This is a genomic window from Leclercia sp. LSNIH8, assembly GCF_002920195.1.
GTDB lineage: Bacteria > Pseudomonadota > Gammaproteobacteria > Enterobacterales > Enterobacteriaceae > Enterobacter.
The window spans coordinates 255915-281297 of the sequence record NZ_PQJY01000004.1 but is presented as its reverse complement, the minus strand read 5'-3'; the positions used below and the strand labels follow the sequence as shown (position 1 = coordinate 281297).

Annotated in this window: 26 protein-coding genes and 1 pseudogene; 5 read left to right on the top strand and 22 right to left on the bottom strand. The window is 54.8% G+C overall.

Annotated elements, in window-relative coordinates; all coding sequences use genetic code 11:
• Positions 1-34: 34 nt before the first annotated feature.
• The 11 genes and pseudogenes from C3406_RS13385 to flhD form a co-directional block, all read right to left on the bottom strand.
• Positions 35-997, bottom strand: a complete 963-nt coding sequence (locus C3406_RS13385; protein WP_103822404.1) for a Csu type fimbrial protein — start codon at positions 995-997, stop codon at positions 35-37.
• On the bottom strand, positions 994-3375 hold the full coding sequence (locus C3406_RS13380; RefSeq protein ID WP_103822405.1) for a fimbria/pilus outer membrane usher protein: 2382 nt from the start codon (positions 3373-3375) through the stop codon (positions 994-996). Before C3406_RS13380 ends, C3406_RS13385 begins: the two co-directional genes overlap by 4 nt.
• A pseudogene (locus tag C3406_RS13375) lies at positions 3351-4105 on the bottom strand (fimbrial biogenesis chaperone). Before C3406_RS13375 ends, C3406_RS13380 begins: the two are co-directional and overlap by 25 nt.
• Positions 4106-4121: 16 nt before the next feature.
• Positions 4122-4625: a Csu type fimbrial protein gene (locus C3406_RS13370; protein WP_370463897.1), complete on the bottom strand. Its 504-nt coding sequence runs from the start codon at positions 4623-4625 to the stop codon at positions 4122-4124.
• Between the two features lie 56 nt (positions 4626-4681).
• Positions 4682-5251 (bottom strand): Csu type fimbrial protein, encoded by a 570-nt coding sequence (locus C3406_RS13365; protein ID WP_103822407.1) that lies wholly within the window; start codon positions 5249-5251, stop codon positions 4682-4684.
• Between the two features lie 477 nt (positions 5252-5728).
• Positions 5729-6232 (bottom strand): chemotaxis protein CheW, encoded by a 504-nt coding sequence (gene cheW / locus C3406_RS13360; RefSeq protein WP_032611989.1) that lies wholly within the window; start codon positions 6230-6232, stop codon positions 5729-5731.
• 21 nt (positions 6233-6253) lie between these two features.
• Positions 6254-8281 (bottom strand): chemotaxis protein CheA, encoded by a 2028-nt coding sequence (cheA, locus tag C3406_RS13355; RefSeq protein WP_103822408.1) that lies wholly within the window; start codon positions 8279-8281, stop codon positions 6254-6256.
• 4 nt (positions 8282-8285) lie between these two features.
• Positions 8286-9215: a flagellar motor protein MotB gene (gene motB / locus C3406_RS13350; protein ID WP_103180093.1), complete on the bottom strand. Its 930-nt coding sequence runs from the start codon at positions 9213-9215 to the stop codon at positions 8286-8288.
• A complete protein-coding gene (motA, locus tag C3406_RS13345; RefSeq protein WP_103180094.1) occupies positions 9212-10099 on the bottom strand; it encodes a flagellar motor stator protein MotA in 888 nt (295 codons plus the stop codon). Before motA ends, motB begins: the two co-directional genes overlap by 4 nt.
• 122 nt (positions 10100-10221) lie before the next feature.
• A complete protein-coding gene (gene flhC / locus C3406_RS13340; protein WP_103180095.1) occupies positions 10222-10800 on the bottom strand; it encodes a flagellar transcriptional regulator FlhC in 579 nt (192 codons plus the stop codon).
• Positions 10801-10802: 2 nt separating this feature from the next.
• Positions 10803-11153 (bottom strand): flagellar transcriptional regulator FlhD, encoded by a 351-nt coding sequence (gene flhD, locus C3406_RS13335; protein ID WP_103180096.1) that lies wholly within the window; start codon positions 11151-11153, stop codon positions 10803-10805.
• Between the two features lie 790 nt (positions 11154-11943).
• Between flhD and uspC the strand changes: the two genes are divergently transcribed.
• A complete protein-coding gene (uspC, locus tag C3406_RS13330) occupies positions 11944-12372 on the top strand; it encodes a universal stress protein UspC (RefSeq protein ID WP_103822409.1) in 429 nt (142 codons plus the stop codon).
• A 20-nt stretch (positions 12373-12392) separates the two neighbouring features.
• Here uspC and otsA read toward each other — a convergent pair whose 3' ends face one another.
• From otsA to C3406_RS13295, 6 genes are all read right to left on the bottom strand, one after another.
• Positions 12393-13817: an alpha,alpha-trehalose-phosphate synthase gene (otsA, locus tag C3406_RS13325; RefSeq protein WP_103822410.1), complete on the bottom strand. Its 1425-nt coding sequence runs from the start codon at positions 13815-13817 to the stop codon at positions 12393-12395.
• Positions 13792-14598 carry a trehalose-phosphatase gene (otsB, locus tag C3406_RS13320; protein ID WP_103180099.1) on the bottom strand — a complete coding sequence of 269 codons (807 nt, stop codon included), beginning with the start codon at positions 14596-14598 and terminating at the stop codon, positions 13792-13794. Before otsB ends, otsA begins: the two co-directional genes overlap by 26 nt.
• A gap of 165 nt (positions 14599-14763) precedes the next feature.
• Positions 14764-15744, bottom strand: a complete 981-nt coding sequence (gene araH, locus C3406_RS13315) for an arabinose ABC transporter permease AraH (RefSeq protein WP_103180100.1) — start codon at positions 15742-15744, stop codon at positions 14764-14766.
• Between the two features lie 14 nt (positions 15745-15758).
• Positions 15759-17273: an L-arabinose ABC transporter ATP-binding protein AraG gene (gene araG / locus C3406_RS13310; protein ID WP_103822411.1), complete on the bottom strand. Its 1515-nt coding sequence runs from the start codon at positions 17271-17273 to the stop codon at positions 15759-15761.
• Positions 17274-17341: 68 nt separating this feature from the next.
• The gene (gene araF / locus C3406_RS13305; protein WP_103822412.1) at positions 17342-18331 is read right to left on the bottom strand and encodes an arabinose ABC transporter substrate-binding protein AraF; all 990 of its coding nucleotides are present in this window, start codon (positions 18329-18331) and stop codon (positions 17342-17344) included.
• Between the two features lie 315 nt (positions 18332-18646).
• Positions 18647-19204 carry a DJ-1 family glyoxalase III gene (locus C3406_RS13295; protein WP_103822413.1) on the bottom strand — a complete coding sequence of 186 codons (558 nt, stop codon included), beginning with the start codon at positions 19202-19204 and terminating at the stop codon, positions 18647-18649.
• 543 nt (positions 19205-19747) lie between these two features.
• On the opposite strand from C3406_RS13295, the gene C3406_RS13290 reads away from it, so the two are divergent.
• Positions 19748-20251 carry a non-heme ferritin-like protein gene (locus tag C3406_RS13290; protein ID WP_103822516.1) on the top strand — a complete coding sequence of 168 codons (504 nt, stop codon included), beginning with the start codon at positions 19748-19750 and terminating at the stop codon, positions 20249-20251.
• A 167-nt stretch (positions 20252-20418) separates the two neighbouring features.
• Here C3406_RS13290 and C3406_RS13285 read toward each other — a convergent pair whose 3' ends face one another.
• Both C3406_RS13285 and azuC read right to left on the bottom strand, forming a co-directional pair.
• Positions 20419-20670 (bottom strand): DUF2766 family protein, encoded by a 252-nt coding sequence (locus C3406_RS13285; RefSeq protein ID WP_103822414.1) that lies wholly within the window; start codon positions 20668-20670, stop codon positions 20419-20421.
• Positions 20671-20766: 96 nt separating this feature from the next.
• Positions 20767-20850 (bottom strand): stress response protein AzuC, encoded by an 84-nt coding sequence (gene azuC, locus C3406_RS13280; protein ID WP_098946254.1) that lies wholly within the window; start codon positions 20848-20850, stop codon positions 20767-20769.
• A gap of 212 nt (positions 20851-21062) precedes the next feature.
• On the opposite strand from azuC, the gene C3406_RS13275 reads away from it, so the two are divergent.
• Positions 21063-22484 carry an MFS transporter gene (locus C3406_RS13275; RefSeq protein WP_103822415.1) on the top strand — a complete coding sequence of 474 codons (1422 nt, stop codon included), beginning with the start codon at positions 21063-21065 and terminating at the stop codon, positions 22482-22484.
• Positions 22485-22525: 41 nt separating this feature from the next.
• Here C3406_RS13275 and C3406_RS13270 read toward each other — a convergent pair whose 3' ends face one another.
• Positions 22526-23164 (bottom strand): RpiB/LacA/LacB family sugar-phosphate isomerase, encoded by a 639-nt coding sequence (locus C3406_RS13270; RefSeq protein ID WP_103180105.1) that lies wholly within the window; start codon positions 23162-23164, stop codon positions 22526-22528.
• 292 nt (positions 23165-23456) lie between these two features.
• Between C3406_RS13270 and yecR the strand changes: the two genes are divergently transcribed.
• Positions 23457-23798 carry a YecR family lipoprotein gene (gene yecR, locus C3406_RS13265; protein ID WP_103180106.1) on the top strand — a complete coding sequence of 114 codons (342 nt, stop codon included), beginning with the start codon at positions 23457-23459 and terminating at the stop codon, positions 23796-23798.
• A gap of 206 nt (positions 23799-24004) precedes the next feature.
• Entirely contained in the window at positions 24005-24502 is a 498-nt protein-coding gene (gene ftnA / locus C3406_RS13260) for a non-heme ferritin (protein WP_103822416.1), read from the top strand.
• A 33-nt stretch (positions 24503-24535) separates the two neighbouring features.
• Here the strand turns inward: ftnA and C3406_RS13255 are convergent, their stop codons facing one another.
• Together C3406_RS13255 and C3406_RS13250 are read right to left on the bottom strand one after the other, a co-directional pair.
• Complete coding sequence (locus C3406_RS13255) at positions 24536-24775, bottom strand: YecH family metal-binding protein (RefSeq protein ID WP_103822417.1); 240 nt, start codon at positions 24773-24775, stop codon at positions 24536-24538.
• 67 nt (positions 24776-24842) lie between these two features.
• Positions 24843-25184 carry a hypothetical protein gene (locus C3406_RS13250; RefSeq protein WP_103822418.1) on the bottom strand — a complete coding sequence of 114 codons (342 nt, stop codon included), beginning with the start codon at positions 25182-25184 and terminating at the stop codon, positions 24843-24845.
• Positions 25185-25383: the final 199 nt, after the last annotated feature.

The window sequence follows — 25383 nt, the reverse complement described above, 5'->3', positions numbered from 1 at the left end:
GGAACTTTACATTTGCGAAAGGGAAAAGCGCGGTTCAGAACGCGACGTCTACCACGAGGGTATCGCTGTAGTTACCGGCGGGGGGCGTGGTCTGGTTAGGGAGGATGCGGGCGGTGTAGTTGTAGGTGCGCAGCAGGCCGTCGGTACTTACCTGAGATGATGATCCGCTCGACCAGCGCTCGGTGCCGCTGACGCCCCAGCGGTTGGCGGTGGCCTCTTTATAGATCTCATAGCTCATGCGGTTGTTGCCGCTGGCCATGCGCCGGACATTGTTCAGGGCGTTGAGGCCGTTATTGATGCCGATGGTATAGGCGCTGCCCTTGGTGCAGGTGACGGCGATGGACTGAGAGATGGTGGGGAAATTCTGTACCAGCGGCGCGCTGTTAAAGTTGATGTTCGGAGTGGTCATGGCGCTGCAGTCATTGGTGACATTCATATTGAGGGTGATGCTGGTCACCGCCGTACCGGTCTGGGGGGTCAGGCAGAGGCCCACAGCCCCCACCTGGCAGACGTTGTAATTAACGCTGAAGTTAAGCGTCACCTGATAGGGCCCGGCGCTGACGTTCTGCCCGGCAACGGTGCGGAAATAGAGCGGAATATTGTACTGCCTGGAACCCAGCAGCCCCAGCAGCGTGCTACCGCTCCAGGTATAGGAGCGGGCGATCTGCACTTCACTGGTGCCGGTGCAGCCCGACGCACCGCACAGTCGGGTAGGAATAACATCGGTGATGGTGGCGTTATCGGTGCGTTTCAGGGTGGCGCGGCTGGCGGCGCTGACGGTGGCGCCGGTGTAGTTGAGGGTGATGGAGTCGTTGGTCAACAGGTTAAGCACCGCATCGCAATTCACCACCAGGGTGCCGGTGGTCTGTACCTCGTTGTTGCCGCTCAGGGCGAAGGAGGTCACGCTGCCAAAGCTGGCGTTGACGGTACTGACGGTACAGGCCCCCCAGCCGGTACCGGAGACCAACAGCAGCAGTAACAGCAGCAGGCGCCTCATGGTGCCAGCCTGCAGGTCAACGGGCCGTAAGTTTGCAGCTTATGGTCCGGATTAGGGGCAAGAGTCAGGGTCACATGGCAATATTTGCCCTCCGGAGTGCGTACCTCCAGCGGGTTAACGTCGTTCAGGTTTTCCAGCCAGGCGATGCCGTCATAGCCCACGGTGGCCGGGGCGCGGGAGGCGCGTCGCACCTGGCTGCCGAGCGGAATATCCTGACCTTCGCCGTCGTGCAGGATCACGCTGGCCACCCGCTCCTCCTCCATCGGGAAGTCCACCAGGTAGCCGCTGTTGCGGCGCAGCGCCACCCGCCGCTCGGTCTCTTTTAGCCGGGTATCGGCGGGCAGGTTCAGGGTGTTGATGCTGTAGCTCGCCGGATAGTAGGCGGAGACGCCGCTCACCAGCAGGTAGCCGTTTTGGTTGGTTTTCCCCACCGGCTGGTTTTCGTAGCTCACCGGCACGTCGGGCTTGCCATCGGTGCTGATGACCACGAAGGCGTCGTTGATCTTATTGGCGGCAAAGAGTTCGCCGTCCATCAGCACCAGCGAGCCCAGCGCCTCGCCCCACCAGGTCATTATGTCGCGCTCGCCGTAGGTGCCGCCCTGCACTTCAATATTGCTGTTACGCCAACCCAGCGAGGCCTGCTGGTAGCTGCGGGAGCGGGACTGGTTCGCCAGGGCCATGTTCCAGCTAAAGCCGCCGTCGGTGGGCATGGCGTGGTTGTAGTTGATGCGCTGAGTGCTGCCCGCGTCCGGGGTGTTTTCCAGGGTGACGGCGGCGCTGTCGCGTTCGCCGAGCGGAATTTGCAGCGACAGGGCGACCGTCCAGTCGCCCCGCTGCTGGTCCCGGCTGGCGGCAAGGTAGATACTGCTGCTGCGCCACAGGTTGCGGCTCCAGGAGAGGTTAAGCAGCTCGGTTTTATCGCTGTCGAAACTCTCCACCCCAATCCAGGCGGCGCCGATATTGCCATAATCGCCTAAATTAAGGCTCAGGGAGTACTGGTCCGTATTGCGGCTAAGGCTGGCGATGGGCTGGTTGAATTCGTCGTATACCGTCGGCTGGTCGTAGAGGGCCAGGTTGCCAAAACCGCGATCCCGACGGCTGTGCTGGGTAGCGATGCTGAATTCGCTGGTGCTGTACTGGTAGCCCCAGTTCACCTGCCCGCCCTCTTCACCGCGCATCCGGCTGCGGGTATACGCGGTATTGACCACGCCGAAACGCCCTATTTTTACCACCGTGCCCGCACCGCCCAGCGCCAGCTCTTCGGCCCCTTCCCCATGTCCTTCGAGGGTCAGCCAGTCGGTCAGCCCGTAGCGGTAAGAGCCGCTCCCCGCCGCCGGGCCGTAATCAAAACTTTCAATACCGTAGTTGCGGCGCAGGCTACCGAGGGTCACCGCTCCGTCGCTCAGCCCTGCCTTCAGCAGTTCGCTGGTGACGTAAAACGGCAGCGTGGTGCTCACCTGGCGACCCAGCGCATCGGTGGTGACCAGGACCGCATCTCCCGCGCCGTTGATATAGGGCAGATTGGTGAGGGTGAACGGTCCCGGCTGCAGGCGGGTGGAGCCGGCGCGATAGCCGTTGACGAACAGATCGACCGAGGTGGGCACCGCCGCCTCGCCGGAAAATTCCGGCAGCGGCCAGGTGACCAGATCCGGGCGGAGCGAAAAGTCCCGGCCATAGCTGATGCCCCCCATACGCACGCTGCTGCTCCAGCTGACGGCATCGCTGATGACATCCCCGGCAGTCCAGGTGGTGGCATTATCCTCATTGGTGACCAGCAGCGTGGTGTCGTAACGCACGTATCCCTCCTGCATGCTGCCGCCGGAGAGGTTTTTGCGCACAAAACCGGTGGAGGATAAAGACCCCCGCTCGTCAAAATAGCGGAACTCATGCCAGAGCGAGGCCTGCCCGCCCGCATGATCGGTCTTGCTGGTATAGAAGTCATAGTTGAGCAGCGCCCCTCTGCCGTAGTGGGGGGTGCTCTGGGTCAGCTCGCCGCCAAAGGGGGTGACCCGGGCGGAGATCCACTCCCGGGGCACGCTCAACAGCAGGCGCTGCCCGGCGCTGTCATACTCGCTGCGCACGCCGGCGAGGGTCGTCAGATTGACCTCCCCCGGCGGGACATTTTCCGGCGGCAGGCCTGCGCGCAGCAGGTCAGCGCTGGAGACCAGATAATCGCCGTTGCGCCGGGTGACGGGCACCACCAGCCCGGTATCGTAGTGGTTGACGATCAGCGCCAGCTGAAAGACCGCTTCGTCGTTCAGGGACTGAGGCGCGGGCGGCGGCGGTAGTGCATCGTCGCCGGTATTGGCCCAGCCTGCCGTGGAGACGCAAAGCAGGATCATCATCGTGGGTTTCAGTTGACGGGAGCCGACTGCCATTCGGTATCCCTGGCATTAATTTGCGCACTCATCTGGCCCGGCTGGGTGATGCCTGAGGGGAGAGGCCAGCTGCGTTCGCTGCCCGGCAAAACATACCCCAGCAGACCGTCCGCCATGCTCCTTTTCTGCCCGCCCTGGGTCAGGGAGACCTGACTGAGCCGAACATGCACATCACCCCGGTTACGTACCTGCAACGCGGGCTGGCCGTTTTCGCGGATAACCCGCCAGCTCAGGTTGCGCGGCTCGGCAAAGGCATGATGTTCCCCCTCTTTAATGGTTTCGATCCCCTGCCCGTAAACAAACAGCGGAATGGAGTAGCGCATCTGCAGCTTAAGGCCGATCTGCGGCGTGGTGGTGTCCTGAGGCGGGGAATTTCGTCGACGATAATGCGGTAGGCCTGTTCAACCCCCAGCGGCACCCCGCCCTGTTTAATCAGGCGAATAAGCTGCTTGCTGCCTTTGGCAATAGTGACAATCGGCGGGCTGGCGACCACCTCCTGCTGGGCGGTGTAGCGCTCAAGGCCGCCCTCCTGGCGCCAGCGCACAATGCGCACCTGCATGGTGGTGGCGCTGTTGCCCTGGTTTTGCACCCACAGCTCGGTCGCGTTGGTATCGGCCGACAGCCAGGGATCGATGGGCCAGAGTAGAATGGATGCCGCGCCCTGGGCGGCGTGCGCCGTTATCCCCAGCGCCACCAGCAGCGCCAGCGGGCCGCTTGCAAATGCCTTCATGGTCGTTCTCCCTGTATCACCAGGACAAGGTCACGGTGAGTTGATCTGAATAGTTCCCGGCCGGGCTAAAGCCCGTCAGAAGCGCCACGCCAAACAGCGGCAGGGCGATGTTATTGCTATTGGTATAGGTTACGGGTATGGCCTGGTTAACGCCGATTTCGCTGTTTGCCCCCAGCGAACTGCTGCTGTAGAGCCGGTAGGCGACCCGCTGGGTGCCACCGGCGCGCTGCATATTGCGCACCGAGGCGTAATTCTGCCCGCCGTCGATACTCATGCTCAGCGCCACCCCCGGCGTGCAGGCGATACTTAGCGAACCATTAGGCACAAAGCTGGTGCTGACCTGGCCGCTCTGCACCCCGCTGTAGCTGCCAAAATTGAGCGCCCCCAGGACCCCGCCGGTGCCGGAGGTCACCGAGCAGCCCGGAGTTATGGTGGCATTCACCTGAAACGACTGGCTGGTCACCGCCCGGGCGCCGGTCGTCGTCAATATCAGGGCGACCAGGCCAAAAACGGCGTGCAGCCTCCCCTCACTCCGCGGCAGGAGTGATACAGTCACGCGCTTCATCAATCGCGCGGCTAGTAAGTGACGCTGACGTTTATGGTGTCGGTGTAGGTGCCGGGTACCACGGTGACGCTGTTGCCGCCGCCGGTGATACGGCCATAGAGCGTGTAGCTATTAACCCCGCCTGCGGTAGAGGCCACCGGGATCGGCGCGTTATTGGCGATCACGTTGTTAAAGCTGCTGTCGCTGAACAGGCTGTATGCCACACCCTGAGCGGTATTTGCGGTGTTGACCAGATAGCGCGCCGGCGTGCCGGGCGTACCCACAACCGTTCCCGGCGCGGTGGAGTTGGTATTGCCGGTAATGGCGACCGTGTAGCTGTCGGTGGTGCACTGGATGGTAAAGGTATTGCCCCCATTGGCCCCGGTGAGCTGGGTGGTGAGCGTCGAGAAGGTTGCCGGATGGGTACCGAAATCCAGCGTACCGAAGTTAATGCCGTTCTGGTTTGGCGAGCCGTTGATCAGGCAACCGTTGGTCAAGGTCAGGGTTGCGCCAATGGTCCCGCTGCTGGTTACCGCCTGTGCCGGAACTGTCGCCATCGCCAGAGCCGATCCCGCCAATAACACCAAAAGTTTTCTGTTCATTTTCCATCCTCCAGAAAATGTCGCCGTCGTTATCCTCTATTTTTGATAACGCTCAAATTGTTAGCACCCATTACTATTGTTAATAGGTGGTTAAAATTAATTTAGATTAAGGCACCGCGAACAACCACTTTAGCCAGACGGCTAAGACAAATGGCGTATTGACACAAATTATCTTTAAATAACAAGCGTATAAATTTTTAAAACACCTGAACATTGAGGCCAGGCGGGATAAAAAATAGGAATAATGTGACACAGATCACAATATATCCTCTTGTTTTAATTGGCAATTTTAATGGCGGTTAAATAACAGTTAAGCCAGAGAAACTATTCCCTGAATTTTGGTTATGAATATATTCACAACTTGAATAAATAACAGGAAGAAAATATGAACTGGTCGGCGCATAGCGGGAGAAATAAATAAGGGGACCAGCATGGTCCCCTTGAAGTGTTGTCCTGGCCGCCGCAGCGGTGATGGCCTCAGGCTACGTGACTTGCCGCCACATCCAGCAGCGCCATCTCATCACTGTTCAGCAGCTTCTCGATATTCACCAGAATCAGCATACGGTCACCGAGCGCCCCCAGACCAGTCAGGTATTCGGTGGACAGCGTAACCGCGAATTCCGGCGCCGGGCGGATCTGCTCGGCGGTCAGGGAGAGGACATCGGAAACCCCATCAACCACAATCCCGACCACGCGCTGGCCCAGATTGAGCACGATCACGACCGTGTTGTCATCATACTCGACGTCGCCCTGGCTGAACTTCACGCGCAGGTCGACGATCGGCACGATAACGCCACGCAGGTTGGTCACGCCTTTGATGAAATCTGGCGTGTTGGCGATGCGGGTCACCTGATCATAGCCACGGATCTCCTGCACCTTCAGAATATCGATACCGTATTCTTCGTCACCTAAGGTGAAAACCAGGAATTCCTGCCCTGATGGCTCGCCGGCCAGCTTAGTTACATTACTCATACCGGTCATTTTTTTACCTTCTTAACTGAATCAGGCGGCTGTGTGCGCCATACGTTGTTCACGATTTAATCCCTGAAGCGCCGAAACATCGACGATCAGCGCCACACTGCCATCGCCGAGGATGGTGGCGGCTGAAATGCCAGGTACTTTGCGGTAGTTGCTCTCGAGGTTCTTCACCACCACCTGATGCTGACCAATCAGCTGATCGACCAGCAGGGCGTAACGGCGGCCTGCGCTTTGCAGAATGACCACAATCCCCTGCGTCGCTTCGGTTTTGGCGCCGTCCACGTCGAACACTTTCCACAGTTCCACCAGCGGCAGGTATTCGCCACGCACTTCCAGCACGCGCTCACCGCCTGCCAGCGGGTGCAGATCTTCTTCACGCGGCTGCAGCGATTCCATCACCGCGTTCAGCGGCAGGATGAACACTTCGTCCGCCACTTTGACCGACATGCCGTCGAGGATCGCCAGCGTCAGCGGCAGCAGAATGCGGATAGTGGTGCCTGAGCCCTGCTTCGACTTAATCTCAACGTGGCCGCCCATCTCCTGGATGTTACGTTTCACCACGTCCATACCCACGCCGCGCCCGGAGACGTCTGTGACCTGCTCCGCGGTAGAGAAGCCTGGGGCGAAGATCAGCATGCCCACCTCTTCGTCGGTCATGTTTTCGCTGACCGCCATCCCCTGCGACATCGCTTTCGCCAGGATACGTTCGCGATTCAGGCCTGCGCCGTCATCGGTCACTTCGATGCAGATGTTCCCGCCCTGGTGTTCCGCAGACAAAATCAGGTTACCGACCGGGGATTTCCCTGCGGCAACACGGTTTTCCGGCAGCTCGATCCCGTGGTCAAGGCTGTTACGCACCAGGTGCGTTAACGGGTCGATAATGCGCTCAATCAGGCTCTTATCCAGCTCGGTGGAGCTGCCCATCAGCGTCAGTTCGATTTGCTTATTGAGCTTGCCCGCCAGGTCGCGCACCAGACGCGGGAAGCGGCTGAAGACATACTCCATCGGCATCATACGGATGGACATCACCGATTCCTGCAGATCGCGGGCGTTACGTTGTAACTGGCCCATGCTGGTGATGAGATCGCCGTGGTTGACCGGGTCCAGCTCGTTGGAGCGCTGGGCCAGCATCGACTGGGTGATCACCAGTTCGCCCACCAGGTTGATCAGCTGATCCACTTTTTCCACAGCGACACGAATACTGGTCGATTCGCTGGAGCGGGCAGCCGGTTTTTCACGCTCGCCGCGGTTTGGCGCAGCGGATTCGCCCGGAACGGCTTTCAGCGCTGGCGCGGCAGGGGCCACGGCCGGTACCGCAGGTACAGCCGCGACTTCAGCCACTTCCGCCGTTTCTGCAGCCGGTGCATCGGTCACGGTCTCAAAGTCGATCTGCTCGGGTTCAATGACAAAACAGAGCACGGCGATGACGTCATCTTTGCTGATGCCGCCGTCGAGGTTAGCTGCCAGCGTGTCCTTGCCCTTCACCACGTTGCTCAGGGTAGCGAGATTGCTCAGCTCTTCTTCCAGAAGATTAACTTCGCTCTCTTTCAGGCCGGACAGCACCACGCGCAGACGGTCGTCAGCGGCAGGCGCGGCCGCCGGGGCGGGCTCAACAACGCTCAGTTTTGCCGGGCTGACGGCAACGGCTGCCGTCTCGCCTTTGGCTTCCAGCGCTAACTGACGCAGCGCGTTGCAGATATATTCAAAGCTGGCAGCGTCCGGCTCTTGCGAGCTTTTGTAGGCATCGAGCTGTTCCTGCATAATGTCTTTCGTTTCCAAAAACAGGTTAATAATATCGGTATTGAGCTGCATCTCACCGCGTCGGGCCTCATCAAGCAGGTTCTCCATCAGATGGGTGGTTTCCTGCAAAATGGTAAAGCCAAACGTACCGGCGCCTCCTTTAATGGAGTGAGCTGCGCGAAATATGGCGTTGAGCTGCTCTGAATCCGGCGCCTCGGGCACCAGATCCAGCAGGTGTTGCTCCATATCCGCCAACAACTCGTCGGCTTCATCAAAAAACGTCTGGTAAAAATCGCTAATATCCATGCTCACGCTATCACCTCGGATTGGCTGGTGGCGATGTTGGAACGGCAGCCGAAGGCGCAGGGCCTGGCTGTTTTAAATCATCCAGTGACTCATTCTGACTTTCGGCGTTTTCGTGCAGGATGGCCTGCTCTGCCTGTTTGTTGAGCACTAAGAGACTAATACGGCGGTTGATGGCGTCGTCCGGGCCGCGGTCGGTCACGCGCATGGTGGCGGCCATGCCGACGACGCGCAGCACTTTGCCATCGTCCAGCCCGCCGATCACCAGCTCACGACGGGATGCGTTTGCACGATCCGCCGAGAGCTCCCAGTTGCTGTACCCTTTTTCGCCACCGGCGTAAGGGAAGTCATCGGTGTGACCGGAAAGACTGATTCGGTTAGGAATCCCGTTCAGCACTGGCGCAATGGCGCGCAGGATATCGCGCATATAGGGCTCCACATCGGCGCTGCCGGTTTTAAACATGGGACGGTTCTGGCTGTCGATAATTTGAATGCGCAGCCCCTCCTGAACGAGATCGATCTTCAGGTGCGGACGCAGGGCGCGCAGCTTCGGATCCGCTTCGATCAGCTGGTCCAGATCGCCGCGCAGTTTTTTCAGGCGGCTTTGCTCCATGCGTCTTTTCAGCTCATCGATGTTCGGCTCGCGCTTCACCTCACCCTGCTTTTGCGTGTAGTCATCTCCACCGCCCGGGATCGGACTGTCGCTGTTGGAGATGCGCGGCCCCCCCGACACCGCCGTCGCCAGCGGGGTACGGAAATACTCTGCGATCTGAATCAGCTCTTTCGGGCTGGAGATAGAGATCAGCCACATCACCAGGAAAAACGCCATCATCGCGGTCATGAAATCGGCGTAGGCGATTTTCCACGAGCCACCATGATGGCCTCCATGCCCTTTATGCTTGCGCTTTTTGACTATGACGATGGGATGGGACTGGTTTTTCATGCGTCCTCAGTGCTCGTCTGCTGGTTTGGGTTCTTCACAGCGCGTACGTGCTCTTCAAGCTCAATAAACGACGGACGCTCGCTGGAGTACAGGGTTTTACGGCCAAATTCTACCGCGATCGGCGGGGCATAACCGTTAAGATTCGAGAGCAGCGTGATTTTGACGCACTGCATCATTTTGGTGGTTTCAGCGCTCTTCTGACGCAATACAGTCGCCAGCGGAGAGATAAATCCGTACGCCAGCAGGATGCCGAGGAAGGTCCCCACCATGGCGTGCGCGATCAAGGCGCCCAGTTCAGCCGCCGGACGATCCGCCGAGGCCAGGGCGTGAACGACCCCCATAACTGCCGCAACGATACCAAACGCAGGCAGGGAGTCCCCCACCATCGCCAGGCTGTTGGCCGGGACTTCAGCTTCGCTTTCATGCGTTTCGATCTCTTCGTCCATCAACGCTTCGATTTCGAAGGTGTTCATGTTGCCGCTGATGATGAGACGCAGATAGTCGACGATGAACTCAAGCATCATTTTATCGGCGATAATGCGCGGGTAGCTGGCAAAGATCTCGCTCTCTTTCGGATTCTCAATATCACGCTCCAGGGAGAACATTCCCTGTTGACGCGACTTGGCCATCAGGCGATAGAGCAGCGCCAGAAGGTCCATATACATACTTTTGGTGTATTTCGAACGACGGAACAGTAACGGCAACGCTTTTAACGTTCCCTTGATCGCCTTGCCGTTGTTGCCAACGATAAACGCCCCCACCCCTGCACCACCGATAATAATCAGTTCGGCCGGTTGATAGAGTGCCCCAAGGTGCCCGCCGGTCATCATGTAACCGCCGAAAACTGTACCGAGAACTACCAGGTAACCTAATACGATAAGCACGACATCATCCTTCCGCTAGTGACTGTAGCCAGGATGCGCAGGTCGGGGTTTATCCTTCTGCGGGGCAAAAAAAAGCAGCGGTAATCTCTTACCGCTGCTGGATCCTTGCCCACACGTTCGGGTTAAACAGCCTGTTCGATCTGTTCATCCAGCAGTTGTGGATTACTATCGGCAGCATCCCGGGAAAGTTTACGTCTTTTTACCGCACGAGACGGTGGTTGGCACAAACTGCAGGCGAAGCTGCCTGCGGGCTGATGTGCATGGGTGATAAAGTTGCCGCTACAGCAGTTGCAGCGGGAGAGTTCCAGCAATCCGCTCTCAACAAAACGCACCAATGTCCATGCGCGGGTCAGGGCCAGCAAAGGGCCTTCTTCAGGCTGCGGGCACTGCTCGAGGTAAAGTTTGTACGCTTTAATGACCGCATCAACGCCGCTGCATAAGCCGGTCTTGAGCAGGTACTGCCAGGCATTACAGAACATGGAAGCATGAATATTCTGCTCCCAGGTCATAAACCAGTCGGTAGAGAATGGCAGCATCCCTTTTGGTGGTGGGCTGCCACGTAATTCTTTGTACAGTTTGATAAGACGACCACGGCTCAGCTGGGTTTCGCTTTCAAGCATTTGCAAACGAGCACCTAGCGTAATCAGTTCCATGGCCAGTTGAATATCACGCGCTTCCTGAACAATGCTCTTCTCACTCATTTTTAAGCCCTTTTCTTACGGGCTACGTCATCAGGCTGGCTGATTTCGTTAAGCAAACGGGTAGAAAGCAGAATGCCGGTGTGAACCTGTTGCAGGTCATCCACGCGGGATTCCTGAGTCAGTTGCGTGACGGTCTGGTGATTATCAAAGCGGAACTGGCAAACCAGTTGGTTTGTTTCGGCCAGTTTCACCATCTGCGGCAACGTTAAACCGCCAAGCGTGGTGGCCATTTCTTCCTGAATGCCCAGACGGAACATTGCGGAGGCTTTATCCTGGCTAATCAAACGTTGTGCAAGCAATAAATATGACAGGTTGATGTCATAAATGTGTTTTAGCAATTCGGATGTGTTCATTTATCCCTTCCCGAATAACACTTTAATTTCTTGTGCGGTCGACCCGCACCCCGTGATGTCGCCGGGAAAACCCCGGTAAAAAAAAGAAAAGGCTAAAACGCATAGTTGAATTAAGTTTTGTATCGATGAATCACGTTAAGAAAAACAAATTTTGTCTCTTACACATTTATCGCTTCTTACAATTAACTAAGACTTTTCCTAATTCGCGGCAACTTTACCCGTCCACTGTAGGACATACAATGCGGCCTCGCCTGAAATTTAAAATAAATGTGATCTACGTCACATAATTTAGGTGAATGCGAACCAAAAACCCATCAGCGTCACTACTAATTTGTCTGTTTTTTAAACAAATAAGGCAAAGATATATTCTGTATCGCCGAATATTCATGCAGAAGTATGAAGAAACCAGGCACGTTACTTGCCTGGGGTTGACAAGTAACAAATTTGCAAAACAGCCTCCCATGTCTAAGATAGAAACAATATGGTAAGGAATTGAAATTAAAGGATTAATACTAGGGTCAAAACGTAAGTATTTTATTACGTTTATGGCTGAATGGGTGTTGCGAAGAGGTAAATCCCCTTGTTTTTGCAGGGAATATATTTGTATGATTTACGTTAAGATAGCGGCTTTACCCCCCTTATGAGGGTTTAGCGCTATTCATTACATAAGAATATTTAATGAATAATTATGATAAGTATCACATGAATGTCACCTTCACCCCTTGCGAAGGCCAAAAAATCGCGCTAAAGCTGAGGAATAGCTAATGTACAGATACGTCCGGAGGGTACCATGAGTTACTCCCATATCCTTGTTTCTGTTTCAGTTTCCCCCGAAAGCCATCAACTGGTCGCCAAAGCGGTCGCTATCGCCCGACCGACTCAGGCACGCATCACTCTGGTCACCCTTTCCGCCGATCCTGAAATGTACAATCAACTGGCCGCACCGATGCTGGAAGATATTCGTGGCGTTCTTCAGGAGGAAACCCAGCAATTTCTGGATGATCTCATTGCGCGTGCAGAATATCCCATTGCACAAACGCTTTGTGCAACGGGAGAATTAAGCGAGAGGATACTTGATATATGTCACAAACAACGTGTTGACCTGGTGATATGCGGAAATCATAACCACAGCTTTTTTTCACGTGCTGCTTGTTCCGCAAAAACAATCGTTAACAACAGTAAAGTGGATGTGCTGTTAATTCCACTCAGGGCAGTGTAATGCCCTGAGTGGAATATTTATCAGGCAAGTTTAGGGAACGTTGCGACCTTTTTTTGCAGATTGCTCTCCACGCTGCGGGGAGTAATCTGCTTCAAATCCTCAGTGAAGCGCGCCTGCCAGCGGTCAATATCATTTTCGCGGATCACTTTCATCATATCGGCATGGCGTGAAATACGCTCCGTGAGGGGCATATTCAGCGCACGGTGCAGAGCATTGGCAACATCGTCCCGATCGTACGGGTTAACGATCAGCGCCGAGGTGAGCTCGTTAGCGGCACCGGCAAACTGCGACAGCACCAGCACGCCCGGGTCGGCCGGATCCTGCGCGGCGACATACTCCTTCGCCACCAGGTTCATCCCGTCACGCAGCGGCGTGACCAGGCCGACATCGGCATAGCGGAACACCTTCATCAGGATTTTGCGCTCAAAATGCTGGTTGAGATAGAACAGCGGCGTCCAGCCCAACTGGCCGTAGCGGCCGTTAATGCGACCGGCTTCGTTCTCAAGCTGATGTCGGATGTCCTGATAGGCCTGCACCTCGCCGCGCGAGGTCGGTGCGATTTGGGTATAGCGGATCTTACCGTGGTGCTCAGGATAATTCTCCAGCAGAGTCTCATAGGCCTGAAAACGCTCCGGCAGCCCTTTGGAGTAATCGAGACGCTCAACAGAGAAGATGTTTTTTACGTGCTTCAGCTCTTCTTTCAGCTGCGCCAGCTTAGGCGGCAGCGGCCCGGAAGCCTGCTCGATAATCTCGTCCGGCTCAATACCAATCGGATAGACCTCAGTGCGGAAGCGCTTGCCCCAGGCGGAGTGCGTGTCATCGTCATGTGCCGTCAGGCGCGTTTTGCTGGCCACGCTGTCGAGGAAGGCCAGGCGGTCATTTTCGGTCTGGAAGCCCAGCAGATCGTAATCGCAGAGCTGTTCAAGCAGCTCGTCGCTCGGCGGCAGCGCGTTGAAGATCTCCGGGGTCGGGAACGGGATATGCAGGAAGAAGCCAATCCGGTTGTTGACGCCGCGCTTGCGCAGCTCGCTGGCAAACGGCAGCAGATGATAATCGTGTATCCATAGCACGTCGTCTTGCTGGACTAACGGCAGCAGCTTATCGGCCAGTAGGCTATTGACCCGCGTGTACCCTTCCCAGGCCTCGCGCTTAAACTTTACCAGGTCGAGGCGATAGTGGAAGGCTGGCCACAGTACGGCATTGGAGAACTGGCTGTAATACTCATCGTAATTCTGTTCACTGAGATTAAACGAGGCCCAGGTGATATTCCCGCGCGTCACCTTTTTTAGCGGTTTGTCCTCATTACCAATCTCTCCACTCCAGCCAAACCAGAGCCCCCCCGTACTTTTTAACGCCCCCAGCACCCCAACTGCCAGGCCACCTGCGCTGGCTTTTTTATCATCCGGGGGAGCGATGCGATTAGAAACTACGATCAAGCGACCCATAAGGTTTTCTCCTGTTAATTTGCGCTATTTCTTGTTCTTGTTGATGGTTAGCGGCTTTTATTACCCATTGCCAGACATCAGGTACCGTAGCCAGCCGCCAGCTGGCTTTGGTCTCACCTGCGCCGACTTTCACTGATACCCCTTTGAGCTGATTCACCACTTCAAAGCCATGCTCATCGGTGAGGTCATCACCAAAGAAAACCGGCGTTCTGCCGAGGAAAGGCGCTTCATGCATAAAGGCTGAGATAGCCTCGCCTTTATGGATCCCTCTCGGTTTGATTTCAACTACACATTTACCTGGCTGGAGTGACAGCTGCGGATTGTCGTGCACGATCTGTTCCGCCAGGGCGAAAATATTCTTCTCATATTCCTGAGCCTGACGGTAGTGGATTGCAAATGCCATCCCTTTGGCTTCAAGTTCGGTGCCAGGCAGATATAAAAGCGCCGTTGTAAGCTGCGCATGCAGCGTCTGGATCAGATCCGGGGGAAGGGAAACGGATTGCGAATGACCATGGATGTCGCGGCGCTCCGCCCCGTGTACACCGGCAAGCGGGAAACGGTAGGGTCTGGCGAGCTGGTCCAGCTCGGCCATTGAACGCCCTGATATCAATGCCAGTGCCCCCTCATTCAGCTGTGCCAGCTGATTCAGTGCCTGTAATACTTCTGCGGGAACAACTACCTCATCGGGGTGTGGCTTGATGGTAGCAAGGGTCCCGTCGAGGTCGAAAAAGTACGCAAAGTTTTCTGATAGTAAAGGCGGTGAAGTTAACGTATCGGCCACCCTGATCCTCCTTACAGTTGGCGAGATGAAAAACGGCAAACATCTCAGTAGCCATGTAAGTATAGACAGTGTGACGGGGCTCGCCATTTGACATCCCCCTTCCCGCTGCGGCTGGGAAGGGGGGCTACACTTAAAAGTTAAGCCGGGAGGGGGTGGAAAAAAGGGTTAAACGGTACGCTTTGCTTTTTGCTTGTAACGGTCGAAAATCACCGCCGCAAGCAGGATCAGGCCACGTACCACATACTGCGAGAACGGGGAGATGTTCAGCAGATTCATGGCGTTCTCAACCGTCCCGAGAATCAGGATCCCGGCCACCACATATGAGATTTTTCCGATGCCGCCCTTCAGCGATACGCCACCTAAAACGCAGGCTGAGATGACGATCAGCTCATAGCCGATAGAGGTCATTGGCTGGCCGCTGGTCATACGTGAAGCCAGAATAATCCCCGCCGCCGCCGACACCAGACCGGAAAGCACGAAGATGATGATCTTGGTCCGTACTACCGGGACACCCGCCAGACGCGCCGCCTCTTCATTACCACCAATCGCCAGAGTATTACGGCCAAAGGTGGTTCTGTTGAGCAGGAAACCAAAAATGATCAGGCAGCCGACGGTCAGCCAGATAGGGGCTGGCAGACCGAGCCAGTTGGCGTAGCCGAGGGTGAAGAAGCGCTCATCTTCAATCCCCACCGCTTTACCGTCAGAGATGATGTAGGCCAGCCCACGCACAATCTGCATGGTGGCGAGCGTGGTGATCAGGGCGTTGATTTTCAGGCGCGCAATCACGAAGCCGTTTACCAGCCCGCTGAGCACCCCGAGCAGCAGCCCGGCCGCCACCCCAATCCACAGGCTTTCGGTCATGTTGATAACGACGGCGGTGGTTACCCCCGCGCAGGCGATAACCGAGGCGACCGACAGGTCGAAGTCGCCGGATGCCAGACAGAACAGCATCCCGCAGGCCACCATGCCCGACATGGAGATGGCGAGACCCAGCCCTTTCATGTTAATGAAGGTGGCGAAGTTAGGCACAAAGATGGCGCAGCCGAGGAACAGTACGGCAAACACGACCAGCATGCCGTATTGATCCCAGATCCGCCCAAAGCTGAAGGCCGATTTCGGCGCTCCGGATGTAGTGACAGAGGACATCTTATTCTCCTTACTCAGGCGACAGCCTGACTGACTTTAGGCATGGCGAGGCTTAACGCCTGCTGTTCATTCGCCTGTTCATGTAGCAATTCACCGGCAATGGCCCCTTCACGCATCACCACGATACGGTCGGCCACGCCCAGTACTTCCGGCAGATCGCTGGAGGCGAAGAGCACCGCCACGCCACGTTTTGCCAGGGCATAAATGACGTTATAGATTTCGTGCTTGGCGCCCACGTCGATACCGCGTGTCGGTTCATCCAGCAGGATCACCTTCATCTCTTCCGACAGCCAGCGGCCCAGAATGGCCTTTTGCTGGTTGCCACCGGAGAGATTCATAATCAGCTGTTCCGCGCCCGGGGTTTTGATGTTGAGCGATCGAATGTGGTGATCGGCGTTGCTGACCTCCCACGTGTCGTTAATCAGGCATCCGGCACGAATGGTTTTCCGGCGGGCCGAGATATTGATGTTGTCCCGCACCGAGTGCACCGGGATGATCCCTTCGGCTTTACGATCTTCCGGGCAGAGCATCATCCCTGCGCGAATGGCATGGGCCGGTTTCTGAATGTCGACAGGCTGGCCGTCGATAAACACCTGGCCGCCCGTAATGCGGGTGCCGCCAAACAGTCCTTTCATCAACTCGCTGCGCCCTGCCCCTACCAGCCCGAACAGGCCAACGATTTCACCGCTGCGCACCGTCAGGCTTACCGGGGTGCGTACGCCGGGGGCTTTTACCTCTTCGAGGCGCAGCAGCTCGCCACCATACTGGCGCGGTTCCCAGTGATAGATATCACCCAGTTCGCGCCCTACCATCGCCTGTACCAGCAGGTCGTGGTTGACCTGCTGCATGTCGCTGAAGGTGCGAACATAGCGACCATCTTTAAACACGGTAATAGCGTCGCTGAGGGCGAAGATCTCCTCCATACGGTGCGATACGTACAGAATGATGCGCCCCTCTTTGCGCAGCTCGCGGATCACCCGGAACAGGTTCTCGATTTCACGCGCCGACAGCGAGCTGGTGGGTTCGTCAAAGGCGATAATTTTGGCATTGCGCGCCAGCGCCTTGGCAATTTCCACCATCTGCCACTGGCCGATGGAGAGATACTTGAGCGGGGTCTGGGGATCAATATCCAGCCCAAGGTGCTTCAGTTGCAGACCGGCCTCATAGTTGAGCAGCGAACGGTTCACAAAACCGCCCTTATGCGGAAGCTGCCCAAGATAGATGTTCTCCGCCACGGTCATCTCCGGCACCAGATGCAGTTCCTGGTAGATGATGGCGACACCGGCATTCAGCGCGGCGGTGGTGTCCGCGAAGGCGACCTCTTTGCCCTGGATGGCGAGGGTGCCTGTCGTGGGGGTGTAGTTACCGCTGAGGATCTTCAACAGCGTGGATTTTCCGGCGCCGTTCTCACCCATCAGGGCATGAACCTGACCCGCATAGCAGTCAAAGCTGATGTCGGTCAGCGCGTTGACACCGGGAAAGGTTTTGCCGATGCCGCGAAAAGAGAGATACGGTTCAGACTGTTGCATAACGTCTCCGAGGATCGAGTAGTGAACGTCTGGCCCCCCGATGCTACGGGGGGCGCAATCACAGTGAATTACTTACCGCCCAGTCCCTTTTTCTCCAGCTCTGCTTTGAAGTTGTCACGGGTGATCAGCACCACGTCGGTAACTTCAGTGAATTTCGCTGGCTCGGCACCTTTGGTGACCCAGTTGTAGAGCATTTCGCTGGATTTATAGCCATGTACGTCCGGGCTTGGCAGCAGAGAGCCGTAGAAGCCGGTGGCCTGCGCTTTAGAGAGCTCGCTCACCGCATCAACGCCGTTGATGCCGATGCCGATAACATCTGCCGCTTTGAAGCCCTGGCCTTCGGTGGCGCGCACGCCGCCCAGTACGGTGTTGTCGTTCATCCCCACTACCAGCCAGTGTTTCACTTCAGGGTGTTGCACCAGCATGGAGTTGGCCGCATCGAAAGCGCCCGGGATGTCGTTGGATTTGGTTGGCACTTTGTAGATCTGTTTTTCCGGGAAGCCGGCCGCTTTCAGGGCTTCCATCGAGCCGGTGGTACGACGGCGTGCGGTATCCAGTTCATCGGCGGTGATCGCCATAACCGCGGTGTCCTTCACGTCCCAGCCGCGTTTTTGCATCTCTTTATAGAGCTCCTGGCCCTGACGCTCGCCGATTTTGGTCGCCGCCATCATCACCAGCGGCACGGTATCCATCGGCTTGCCTTTGGCATTCACGAACTGGTCGTCCACGGCGATAACTTTCATGTCGTAGCCACGCGCTTTCGCCACGATAGCCGAGCCCAGTTTGGGATCCGGAGTACAGATGACAAACCCTTTCGCGCCGCTGGCTGCCAGACTGTCAATAGCGTTCAGCGTTTTTTCACCATCCGGCACAGCAATTTTAATGACTTCAAAACCCAAATCTTTCCCGGCTTTATCGGCAAATTTCCACTCTGTCTGGAACCATGGCTCTTCCGGTTGCTTCACCAGGAAACCGAGCTTCAGGTTCTCCGCCATAGCGGATTGTGACATAACGGCAGCCAGACCGATGGCCGCCAGCGCTTTAGTAAATTTGTGCATGGTTAACTCCAGCTTTAGCGTTTTAATTTGTAGGGGAATAACAACTAAAATGTTTTTAATCGGACTTAAAACAAGGCATTAGCGCCAGGCGTGTATTAAGCGCATTTGCTTGAGATAGTTTTAGCGGGAAATTAATCATCCATAAGAGAGCGCCATCACACCGCAGAATTACAGTAATTGCGTACATAGATTCAGCGGAAAAAGACATAAATATGCAGGTATTTGTCTGACAAATGGAAAGGGGTAAAGCAGATTAGTCCATAAGATTAGCTAAGAAATCCTTGTGATCCGGGCGCGCTGGCGCCCGGCATCGTATTACCAGGGATAATAGATATGCTCGGCGTGATCGCGTACCGGCGCTTCATCACCCAGCAGACGTGCTGAGAGCGTCAGCGCAAAGTCAAAGGCATGGCCCAGCCCCTTGCCGCTGATGAGGTTGCCATCTTCCACCACTGGCGCATCGACATATTCGCCGTCCTGAATTTCCTGCCAGAGCTCTCCCGAGCAGACATAGCGACGCCCTTTTAACAGGCCATTGCCGCCCAGCACGCGCGCCGCAGCCGAACAGATTGGGGCGATAAATTTCCCCGCGTCGTCATGCGCGGCGACAAAACGCACCACATCAGCACTGGCCGCCAGATTCACGCTGCCCTGCGGGCCGCCGGGTAAAACGACCGCGTCGTAGTAACTGTCGATTTTTTCGCTGAGGGTGCTGTCCGCCACCATCGGGATATTATGGTAGCTCACCACCGCGCGCGACTCGGCGCAGGCCAGGGTTTCTACCTCAATGTGGAGACGGCGTAAGATATCGATAGTGATAATCGCTTCCGCCTCTTCAAATCCGGGTGCCAGCAGCACCGCTACTTTTGCCATAATGAACTCCGCTAGTGAAACATAAAACAATGTTTCATTTTCACCGTGTACAGGGCGGAAAACTTCCAGCGGGATCACATATCGCACTATTTTCAGCAAAAATGATCTGGCGCAATTTTCACCAACTGTAAAAATCTATTAAAAACCAGAATTTTCTGTATTCTACCTGGCAGGAATAATTATCATTTTTTTGCTAAGCGCCTATTTCACCGCGACGGAGAAAGACATGAAGTAATTTCATTTTTCGAGCAGTATTAAATTTATACAATTTTATATATTACAATGATTTACTGAAGAAAATCCTCACCCTTTTCTTCTCGAAATTCTTCATTTTTTTTAATTCCTGATGGCGGGTAAGGTTTAGTAAGAATATATTTATAAGGATTTTCTTATAAAGGATTCGCTGTTATTATGAATTCTACCTGATGCCTGAAATGAATTTGGGATCACATACAGGGAAAACAGAATGCTTTTATTCTGTAGTGAACTATCGTTAATGATGATTATTTTTTTGGTTACATAAACGAAGAAAAGGGAATGGATATGGCTGTCTCGGATATGATCACCAGGCTCAACACGCAGATGAACCTTGAGTTTCATGCGTCAAATCTCTCTTTGCACCTCAGCGAGTGGTGTTCAGAACATCAGCTAACCGGTTCCGCGACCTTCCTGCGCCTCCAGGCGCAGAACAACGTCACGCAAATGATGCGCGTTTTCGATTTTTTAAAAGCATCAGGCGCGATGCCGGTTCTGAAACCCGTGGATATGACTGACGAAGAGTGCAATTGCCTGGAAGCGGTTTTCCAGCGCACACTGGAAGAGTATGAGCAGCGCTGTCAGACGCTGAATCAATTAACGGATGAAGCGCGGAAAATGAAAGATATTTCTACGCTCAACTTCCTGCATGATATTGAAAAAGAACAGCAGCAGGATGGGGTATTACTCAAAACCATCCTTGATGAAGTTCGCCAGGCGCGTCGCACCGGCATGGGTCTCGAACAGACCGATCGCCAGTTGCTTAACGTCGTCAGCCGTCAGCACCACTGATTCTGCGCGTTAACTAAATTACCCGGCCTGTGCCGGGTAATTTTTTGCAAAAGCGTCACCAACCTACTGGTGCAGACCTTCACGTAATTCTTGTTCCGGGCGACCCAGGGTCGCCCGTTCACATTATTCTCACAAAACCGTTTGTAAATTCAAAACACCGGTTTATTTTAGTGAGACTCGCCCTGCGGCGTGAACTTCAGCTCGATCAGCGCAATGGCTTTCTGTACGGCGCGCAGCGTAACAGGGTCGGCCGACGCAGGATTGCTGGCGAAATCGATGTTTTTCAGTTGACTGGACATTTTCTCGCGGACTTCTGCGGGCGCAATGATTTCAATCACATCAAGAATTTGTTTGATGACCAGCTGGCATGCAACGACGTCAGAGATCATTTCCTGATCGGCACTCAGGTTTTGAGACATAGGCTTCTCCTGTTTGAAAGGCCGTCATAGTAGCAAAACGTCAGCCCTGATGCGGCGTACAGGCACAAAAAAACCTGCCGGAGCAGGTTTTTCTTATCAGAACATCGCGCCTGGCGGTACGTCCTTAAAGGTCTTGCAGTAGGATTCGAACATGCTTTTCAGGATCTTGCGCAATTTCATCGGTATGCTCCGGCTAAGTGTTATGCAGGTGTTATTGTTGATGCGGCTATAATATGACCTCCATCACAAAAATCAATGGTTTTGTGATATTCATCACGGCAGTTTATTTAAAACAAAACGATGTTCCGTTTAAAAACGAATATAATTCAGAGTATTAACGCACAACGTGTTCCAGTAAATTTTTAAAAAAATTTTTAAGTGGCAGAGAAAAAATGACCGAAAATCACTCCGGCAAAGCGGCCAGCGGGATCTCTCCCGCCGCGCTGCTGGTAGCCGGCGCGTTCTTTATGGAGTTTCTTGACGGCACGGTGATCGCCACGGCGTTACCCGATATGGCGAAAAGCTTTGGCGTGCAGGCGGTCGATCTTAATCTCGGGATCAGCGCCTACCTCATTACCCTGGCGGTGCTTATTCCGGCCAGCGGCTGGATCGCCGATCGCTTTGGCGCGCGTAAGGTGTTCACCCTAGCCCTGGCAATCTTCACTCTCGCCTCGGTGCTGTGCGGTCTCGCCACCAGCGTGGATCAGTTCATCGCCATGCGCATATTGCAGGGAATGGGCGGTGCATTAATGGTGCCGGTAGGCCGCCTTGCCGTATTGCGCACCACGCCTAAGCACCTGTTGATTACCGCCATCGCCACCCTCACCTGGCCCGCGCTGGTGGCACCCATCATCGGCCCGCCGCTGGGAGGCTTTATTACCAGCTATGCCAACTGGCGCTGGATCTTCTTTATTAACGTGCCGTTAGGGCTGATAGCTATCGTGCTGGCGCTGCGCATTATTCCCGATATCTATGAAGAGGCCCGTCGCCCATTCGATACGCCGGGCTTTATCGCCACCTCAGTGGCGATGGTGAGTCTGGTCTATGCCATGGAGATGATGGGGGCGCAGGAGATGAATACAGGCATGACCCTTGCACTGCTGGCAACAGGAATAGTGACCATGATTTATGCCCTGCGCCATTTCCGGCGCGCCGAGTGGCCGATGATCCGCCTCGACGCCTTGCAGGTACCCACCTTTCGGGTGACGATGTACGGCGGGTCGCTGTTTCGCGCCTCCATCAGCGCCGTGCCGTTTTTGCTGCCGCTGCTCTTTCAGGTAGGATTCGGCATGGATGCGTTCCACTCCGGTTTGCTGGTGCTGGCCGTCTTTGTCGGCAACCTGACCATCAAACCGGCAACCACGCCGCTGATTCGCGGACTGGGGTTTAAGAAGCTACTTCTAATCAACGGCGCGCTGAACGTGCTGGCTCTGCTGGCCTGCGCTTTCCTGACCCCACAAACCCCGGTGTGGCTCATTATGCTGATCCTTTATCTGGGCGGCGTGTTCCGTTCCATTCAGTTTACCGCCATCAGTACCCTTGCTTTTGCGGATGTGCCTTCGCCGCAGATGAGCTATGCCAACACCCTATTTTCCACCGCCACCCAGCTGGCAGTGGGGCTGGGGATCACCCTCGGCGCCATCGGGATCCGCATCGGCGAAGTGTGTAGCGAATGGCTGGGGATGGCGTCGCTACCGGGCATCAGCTTCCGGCTGGCGTTTGTAGCCATTGCGCTGGTCTGTCTGCTGGGGATGGTCGATACCCTGCGGCTGGTAAAAGATGCCGGCAGTGCGGTATCCAGAAAACAGGCATAAAAAAAGCCAGCGCAAGCTGGCTTTTTATCAGTGTTAGCAACTTAGCCGATAATACCGCGGACAAAGGCTTCGATCTCTTTATCCTGGCAGTTCTCGAAGAAGCATTGCTGGAAACGCTGACCGGTAACCGCAGTTTTAACCAGCTCCGGATCGATGGCGCGCAGGGTGTCGAGATAGTTCTCTTTCACCACAGCCGCTTTCACCTGGTTCAGGATGCCCGCGTTGCGAACCTGAGGCTCTTTACGCTCTGGCGGATAACCTTCGCCTTTACGGCCAGTGAAGGCTTTTTCAAAGATAAAGCGCACGTTCAGCTCTGCGCCCCAGCCGAAGCCTTTGGCAAATGGCAGGGCGAGTGCGTTACCGTTGTTGATCTGTGCAAACAGGAAGGCGTCAGCAGGATCGATGCAGTAGCCACACACCACGCCCGGGTGGATGTTCAGGGACATCAGCGCACCCTGGCCGGTACCGCAACCGGTCACCACGAAATCAACCGCTTTAGAGTTCAGCAGAATGCTCGCCATGATCCCCAGGTGAATATAGGTCAGGTGGTGATCGTTTTCGTCGCTCATCCCAACGTTATAAACCGGGAAACCTTTCTCTTCAGCAACGGCGTTCAATTCCTTGAGGATGATGGCGTTTTTTTGCGCCTGGCTGTTTTCCATCATCAGTGCAATTTTCATACTTCGTCTCCTGAATGCGATGCGGGGCACCCCGCTGTGAATAGCTTACCTGACTCACCTTACTACTAAGCAAACGCACTTTCAAATTAAGTGAAAAATAGTTTCAAAAAACAAAGATGCGCTCACAATTTTGATGAAGAGGGATGTGAACACCGGTTCGCAAAAGGATGGCTTATGATTGAGGAGCCGGATGGTCGTAGCGAAGAGAAAAGAGAGAACAGGTGGTTATTCCTGGCATTGCGCTTTACGTCTGGCGTTAGTATAGGTTATTTCAACGCATTCAGAGTGTTCTATGAAGAGATTATGCACGGTCGGTCTGGTGCTGTTACTGGCAGGTTGCGGCATCACCCGCAAGGCTGAAGTGAGCAGTGTCGATGTCACCTCGGGGGTCGTCAGGCTTGATTATGGTCAGCCACTATTCCAGACCTCTTATGATGATGCCTATGTAACAAGTGGCACTGCCACCCGCGAATGTCAGGCCATGGGATACAGCACGGCCCAGGCCTACGGTCAGCCGATCGAAACCTGTAGCGTGATCAGCGGCTCGCTGTGTCTGAACAAAACCGTCACTATCCAGTATCAGTGCCACGGTTACGCCCCCGCCCCTGCCGTTACGACCTCGGCTTATTACTAATTTCGTTGCCAGCGCTTCTGCTGGCAATAATATTCTAAACACGAAACAGAACAATTATCATTAATATATTTAAGCTGCACGCAATGCGTTTTATTCCCATTCGTATTATGATCGCTTAAATATTTATTTTACTTTTTGCAAATAAATAAATAACAAATTATAGTGACGCTCACGTTGACCAGTTAATAATAAAACGGAGCCACACCATGCTTAAAAGTGAAATGATCGACAAGCTCAATGAGCAAATGAATCTGGAGCTTTACTCCTCCCTGCTCTATCAACAGATGAGTGCCTGGTGCAGCTATCACAGTTTTGAAGGCGCGGCGGCATTTATGCGTCGTCACGCGCAGGAAGAGATGACGCACATGCAGCGTCTCTTTGATTATCTTACGGATACCGGCAGCCTGCCGCGCATCAACCCGGTGGCATCGCCGTTTGCAGAATATGCCTCATTAGATGAACTGTTCCGCGCTACCTACGAGCATGAACAGCTAATCACGCAAAAAATTAATGAACTGGTACACGCAGCAATGACCAGCCAGGATTATCCCACCTTTAATTTCCTGCAGTGGTATGTGGCAGAACAGCATGAAGAAGAGAAGCTGTTTAAATCGGTTCTCGATAAACTTTCACTGGCCGGAAAATCGGGTGAAGGTTTGTACTTTATTGATAAAGAGCTGTCGACGCTCGATGCCCAAAATTAATATTTATGCGGCGCCATCAGGCGCCGCAAATTTTTAATGGCGGCAGATTTTACTTTCATGAGTTGAAAAACCCGACGCCTGCGGAATGAATTTACCGCGCGCCGCCAGAAATGCCACCAGCTCCGCCGCCGTCATATCCGCAGCTGAACAGGTGTGAAAACGCGCCTCGTCACCAAAACGCGCCGTAATCGCAGCAATCAGACTCTCTTCGCTGTATTGCTCACCGGACTCGATCATCATCGTCAGCACTTCGTGCCCATGAATGGATGCCATAAACCCTCCAGAACAAAAGGCGCAGCCTAACCCTTTCCTCCCCGCAACGTTTTGCGCTGGCGCAGGTTTACATGCAACCCGCACAGCTGGTGCAGCGCCAGTCCTGTTTATTGACCGCCTGATAAAACTGGCGATAGCTGGCCGTCTCCAGCGGAATGCCGTGGTCGAAAAAGAGATCGGTCAACCATTCGACGTTTTCAATAATCCACTCATCTTCCTGCAACCCCTGGGCAAAGGTCTCATCTTCGGGATCGATGATCGAATAGATGGCCCAGGTCCCCATATCCTTTTCCTGCCTCGCCTCCGGTAAGGTTAGCGCCTGGCCCTGCCAGCTGATTATCCAGTGCCCGTGACACAATAAATTGCCTGAACGACTCCATTTCGCACAGAAGGGGTTACTGACCGCCATCGCCGTCTCACTTTTTTTGAATATTTATAAGAAACGTTTACGTTACGCCTGATTATCGAGCGAAAACATTGCTCTTATGAAGTAGGCAAACCTCCTCATTTTTACGGGCATATGACCAGAGCGAGGTTTGAGTTAAATAGCGTAAAGATTACATTACATCAGTTGTAACGCCGGTTTGACGAGCCCGTCCTTTTCCCTT